This window comes from Leisingera sp. F5 (assembly GCF_001593695.1).
Genome location: NZ_LUKH01000237.1, coordinates 1 through 3,466, shown reverse-complemented (window position 1 = coordinate 3,466; position 3,466 = coordinate 1). Strand labels below are relative to the sequence as shown.

Genomic DNA, 3,466 nt, shown 5'->3' with positions numbered 1-3,466 from the left:
GCTTTATTGGACCGCCTCACGCATCACTGTGAAATTGTGGAAACCGGCAACGAAAGCTGGCGGTTCAAAAACAGAGCTTAACGACCAGCCGCACCACCGCTGGCCCGCTGCCGCTGCGTTATTTGGAGACTACGCAGCAACGGGCCAGCTCAACACAAAGGGGGTCACTTTTGCACGCCGATAGGGGGTCAACATTCAATGCCGATTGACAGCTTTGGGTGGCTTGCGGATGGCCACGGCCATGTCCAGGGCGCGCAAGGCCAGATCCTGTTTCATCCGGTTGCTCAGCGCCCAGCCGATCACGCGCCGCGAATACAGATCCAGGATGACAGCAAGACAGGCCCATCCCTCGCGGGCCCAAATATAGGGTATATCTCCCGCCCGTTTCTGGTTTGGCGCAGTGGCGGTGAAATCCCGACGCAGCAGATTCTACGCGATTTTGAAGCGATGATCGCTGTCGGTCGTGCGTTTGAACTTCCGGCTTTGCCGGACCTGGATGCCCAATTCGTTGAGCTCTTGCGTCATGCGAGGACGACCGTAGCTGACAAGGCTCAGGCAGTGCTGTTCGTGGATATGAGCCAGCAGGATCATATCCCGGCGCTGACGACGTGATGGCGGCCTGCGCCGCCATGCGCGCAAGCCACGATCCGTCACCTGCATCAGGCGGCACAGACGGGCACGCGGCAGATCTCCATGGCAGTCCGCAATGAATTGAAACATGATTGCCTTTGACCTGCGAAGAAGACCGCTGCCTTTTTTGTGCTTCCCTCTCCTCCCGAAGAATGCGGTTCTCTTTGCGCAGCCGCTCTTTCTCGCGACGCAACTCGGCATCTTGTGTGGCTCCAGACGGATCCTCCGCAAAGTCGCGCATCCATTTGCCAAGGGTCGAAAATCCGATCCCCGGAACGGACGCCACCTGGCGGCGCGTCAATCCGCTGTTTGTCGCGATCCGAACCGCTTCGCGTTTGAAATCGCCACTGTGTTTGGCTGCCACAACCGGTTTCCTTTATCGCGAGCATTGCTCGCGGAAAACCGGCACGAAAGTGACGCAGGTCCAGGCTTTTGTCCGCATCTGCAGCCATTGAGCAAGCGAACAGCGGGTGTTCATTACGCACTTGGCCTCCGCACTTCGGCGGCACGGGGCTGTCAGCATAACTTGCGCATTCTGTCTGCTCTTTCAGCAGTTGCGGCAAGACCGGCTCATGAAGTTGTCAGGCTTTCCCCGGTATCCAAAACGGGTGCTGCATCAATGTCCTCCGCGTCCAGCATGGCGGCGACGCGTTCCAGTGCCGCAATCAATCCGGCCTGCTCCCAATCTTCCATCGCTTCAAACTTGCGAACAAACCTTTGCTGCAGGGGGTCAGGGGCTTCCGCAATTGCCTGACGGCCTTTTGCAGTGACAGAGATATCGGTTTGACGCCGGTCGGTCTGCGACTTTTCACGTACGGCCATCTCTTTGCGCACCAGCTTGTCGACAAGCGAAGTCACGGTTGCTTGGGAAATCCGCATCTGCTGCGAGATTGCCTTGGCCGTGCAATGCTCGCTGCCAGCGATAATTTGCAGCACCCGAAACTGCGGCGCAGTCAGTTCAACCGACCGGGCAAGCTCACGTCCGAACAGGTCGGTCGCGCGCAGAATCCGGCGCAGGGCTATCAAGCTGGCATCAATACGGTCCATCTTCAGTTTCTGGCAGAGCTTGGGGGGATAATCAAGAAGTGCGATTTTATGGATTTTTATTTTGATAGGTGAAGCATAAGTGATCCACTTGATAGGCGTATTTTCGTGAATGATGGGCAAAAAACGACACATTGACGCAATCTGCGACACTGGCTTGAAGGCGTTGCAAGAGGCTGTTACTTAGTCAGTCAAATTAAAATGGAGGCGCCGGGACAGATGCGGCATGCGTTAGAGTTTTTCCGGAAAGCAACACCTGTGCTTCGTGAGCCCGCAGCGGAAGATGGAGCCGGGATCTGGGAGCTGGTGCGCGCATGCAAGCCGCTCGACGAAAACTCCATGTACTGCAATCTGATCCAGTGCGACCACTTCAGCGAGACCTGCGTGGTTGCCGAGATCGAGCAAGAAATAGCTGGCTGGACTTCTGCCTATGTTCTGCCTGACGATCCGGAAACGCTGTTTGTCTGGCAGGTGGCGGTGTCGGAACACGCCCGCGGAACCGGGCTTGGCTCGCGGATGCTGAACGGCCTGCTGCTCCGCGAGGCCTGCAAAAACATCAAGCGGCTGCAGACGACAATCACGCAAGAAAACAGAGCGTCCTGGGCATTGTTCCACAATTTCGCAGCCAACCGGAGCGCGCCGCTGAAGAGCCGGCCCCATTTTACGCAGACCGGGCATTTCCGTGACCGCCAGAGTACCGAGCACATGGTCACGATCGATTTCTCCGAGGCGCCCGGCTGCACAGTTTGAGGGCGCTTTGATCCATGTGGCGCTTGCCCGTTTTGACCTGTCTAGTTCCAAGAGGACACAATATGCCGACTGATACGTCAGCCGAGATTTCCATTTTCAAGCGCCGCGAATCCGAAGCGCGCAGCTATTGCCGCGGCTTCGATACGGTGTTCACCCATGCCAGCGGCTCTGAGCTGACTGATGACAAGGGGCGCCGGTACATCGACTTTCTTGCCGGCTGTTCGTCGCTCAACTACGGGCACAACGATCCGGACATGAAAGCGGCGCTGCTCGACCACATCTCGACCGACGGGCTGGCGCACGGGCTGGATTTCCACACCAGCGCCAAGGCGGATTTCCTTGACGCCTTCGACCGGCACATCCTGCGGCCGCGCAACATGGACCACAAGGTCATGTTCACCGGCCCGACCGGCGCCAATGCGGTTGAGGCAGCGCTGAAGCTGGCCCGCAAGGTGACCGGCCGCAGCAATGTCATCGCCTTCACCAACGGTTTTCACGGCGTCACCCTGGGCGCCCTGGCGGCCACCGGCAACAGCTATCACCGCGGCGGCGCCGGCACCCCGCTGAACGGCGTCACCCGGATGCCCTATGACGGCTACTTTCCGGGCGGCGCTGATACCGCTGAATACCTTGAGACGATGCTGAACGACCGCTCCAGCGGCATCGACGCCCCTGCGGCTATCCTGCTGGAGACCGTGCAGGGCGAAGGCGGCCTGAACGCCGCGCGCCCCGAATGGGTGCAGCGCATCGCCGCGCTGGCCAAGGAGCACGGCGCGCTGCTGATCATCGACGACATCCAGGCCGGCTGCGGCCGTACCGGCGGCTTCTTTTCGTTTGAGGACATGGGGATCACACCGGACATTGTGACGCTGGCGAAATCGATCTCGGGTTTTGGCCTGCCGATGGCGCTGATGCTGGTGCGTCCCGCGCATGACATATTCGGCCCCGCCGAACACAACGGCACCTTCCGCGGCAACACTCATGCCTTTGTCACGGCCCGGGTTGCGATCCGGAAATTCTGGGCCGACGGCCGGTTCCAAAA

4 protein-coding genes and 1 pseudogene are annotated in these 3,466 nt (G+C 59.3%); 3 read left to right on the top strand and 2 right to left on the bottom strand.

Annotation, left to right across the window (positions count from 1 at the left end):
- A partial coding sequence (locus A2I95_RS28075) for an ATP-binding protein (RefSeq protein WP_291735205.1) occupies positions 1 to 81 on the top strand: 81 nt, incomplete at its 5' end.
- A gap of 135 nt (positions 82 to 216) precedes the next feature.
- Here A2I95_RS28075 and A2I95_RS28070 read toward each other — a convergent pair.
- Both A2I95_RS28070 and A2I95_RS28065 read right to left on the bottom strand, forming a co-directional pair.
- Positions 217 to 994: pseudogene (locus A2I95_RS28070) on the bottom strand (IS3 family transposase); the annotation flags it as partial.
- Between the two features lie 206 nt (positions 995 to 1,200).
- Positions 1,201 to 1,677 carry a MarR family transcriptional regulator gene (locus tag A2I95_RS28065; protein ID WP_260008852.1) on the bottom strand — a complete coding sequence of 159 codons (477 nt, stop codon included), beginning with the start codon at positions 1,675 to 1,677 and terminating at the stop codon, positions 1,201 to 1,203.
- A 198-nt stretch (positions 1,678 to 1,875) separates the two neighbouring features.
- Here A2I95_RS28065 and ectA point away from each other — a divergent pair, with 198 nt between their 5' ends.
- Together ectA and A2I95_RS28055 are read left to right on the top strand one after the other, a co-directional pair.
- A complete protein-coding gene (ectA, locus tag A2I95_RS28060; RefSeq protein WP_291735201.1) occupies positions 1,876 to 2,424 on the top strand; it encodes a diaminobutyrate acetyltransferase in 549 nt (182 codons plus the stop codon).
- A 62-nt stretch (positions 2,425 to 2,486) separates the two neighbouring features.
- The coding region (locus A2I95_RS28055; RefSeq protein ID WP_291735199.1) for a diaminobutyrate--2-oxoglutarate transaminase at positions 2,487 to 3,466 on the top strand (980 nt) is incomplete at its 3' end.